The organism is Parendozoicomonas callyspongiae, from assembly GCF_023502345.1.
GTDB classification, from domain to species: domain Bacteria; phylum Pseudomonadota; class Gammaproteobacteria; order Pseudomonadales; family Endozoicomonadaceae; genus Sansalvadorimonas; species Sansalvadorimonas callyspongiae.
Map to the genome: position 1 here is coordinate 1 of NZ_JAMFLX010000080.1, position 1,500 is coordinate 1,500.

Annotated in this window: 2 protein-coding genes; one reads left to right on the forward strand and one right to left on the reverse strand. The window is 46.3% G+C overall.

Annotated elements, in window-relative coordinates; all coding sequences use genetic code 11:
- Window positions 1-81: 81 nt before the first annotated feature.
- Complete coding sequence (locus M3P05_RS20325) at window positions 82-1,065, forward strand: IS1595 family transposase (RefSeq protein ID WP_249701960.1); 984 nt, start codon at window positions 82-84, stop codon at window positions 1,063-1,065.
- 249 nt (window positions 1,066-1,314) lie between these two features.
- On the opposite strand, the gene M3P05_RS20330 is transcribed toward M3P05_RS20325, so the two are convergent.
- Window positions 1,315-1,500, reverse strand: a 186-nt coding sequence (locus M3P05_RS20330) for a hypothetical protein (protein ID WP_249701961.1), incomplete at its 5' end; no start/stop codon positions are given.

The window sequence follows — 1,500 nt, forward strand, 5'->3', positions numbered from 1 at the left end:
GGCTGTGTTTTCACTAAAAGTTGATGAGCCGCAAACTATACTCTAACCACCGTTTTAGGCGACAAAGTCTTGGTGGTCGTGATGTTGACTGAAAAATTCCATAAGATTCTTGAGTCTCTGGATTCTTTGACACCCTTGCAGGTTGAAACTCTTCGTAGAGCACTCCCAGAGTCTGCTATCACGGATGACACTCCTCCTTATTCTCATCTTATGCAAGCCGTTGTCGATCATTTTGATGAAAGCCCCACCTGCCCACACTGCAAGGGAAACGATGTCGGGCACTGGGGAGAACAGAGTGGTTATCCCCGTTATCGTTGCCGTTCCTGCGACAAGACGTTCAATGCTTTTTCAGGAACCTCACTGTCTCATCTGCGCATACGGCACAAAGTCGATGATTATATTGAGTGCATGCGGGGAGATACCACGTTACGAACAGCGGCAAGCCAGTGTGATATCTCATTACCTGCATCATTCCTGATGAGACACCGTTTAATGGCGATCATCTCCCCAGATAAGGCTGAACTTCTTTCTGGCATATCAGAGCTTGATGAAACGTTCTTTCGGGAGTCATTTAAAGGGCAGAGAAATCTGGACAGGCCAGCCAGAAAACGAGGTGGCCGAAAGCCTCGAAAAAATGGCCAGGCAAAAAATGTCATCAAGAAAATTCCTGTTATGGTCGCCTGTGATCGCCAGAACCATGTAACAGATGCTGTCCTTGAGCACATATCGGCAGATGAACTGGAGGCTCATCTGCGTTGCAGGATACAGCCGGGATCAGTGCTGTGTGCCGATGCTTTCACTAGTCATGAAACGATCGCCAAACGCCTTGGCCTGGAACTTAAGGAGCTGGTGACAACGGCGGGCATTCATGTTCTGGAAGAGATTTATCATATCCAGCATGTCAACGCCTATCACAGCGACTTGAAGTCATGGATCTATGACTTTTTCAAAGGTATTGCGACAAAGAATTTAGCGAAATACCTTGGATGGAAGCGGTTTCTAAAGACCGAAAGGTTTTCAAAAGATAGTTTTATAGAAAGAATTTCAGGCCACTGGGTTCCTTAACTTTTATGTTAAACACAGCCTAGAAAGCCCTTGCTGCAAAAAAGCGAGCCCTAATAAACGGACGCACTCCCGACAGGAACCGGCATGTCTGGCAGCGTGTTGAAAGTCTGTAGAGAAAAATTTTTCGGAGAACTGGCAAGAACGAGGCATAGCGAAAGGGTCTTCCAAACATTTCGATCAAGTTTAGCTCTGAATGTTTGGAATAGTTATCTCGTGCGAATGGTATTAGAGGGGCACCTGATGGGACGCCTAAAACCCGGTGCCATTCTCTGTGCAGATGCTCACCTCAGTCATGAGGGTATTGCAAGGTGACTGCAGCTTGATCTCAAGGAACTGGTGACTACCAACGGGGTTTATGTGATAGAAGACAAATACAATATCCAACATGTCAATGCTTATCACTGCGACTTGAAATCCTGGATTAATGACTTCTTC

Excerpts from the sequence above, each read along its gene's own strand:
- M3P05_RS20325 (WP_249701960.1), top strand. The coding sequence starts at position 82 with ATGTTGACTGAAAAATTCCATAAGATTCTTGAGTCTCTGGATTCTTTG.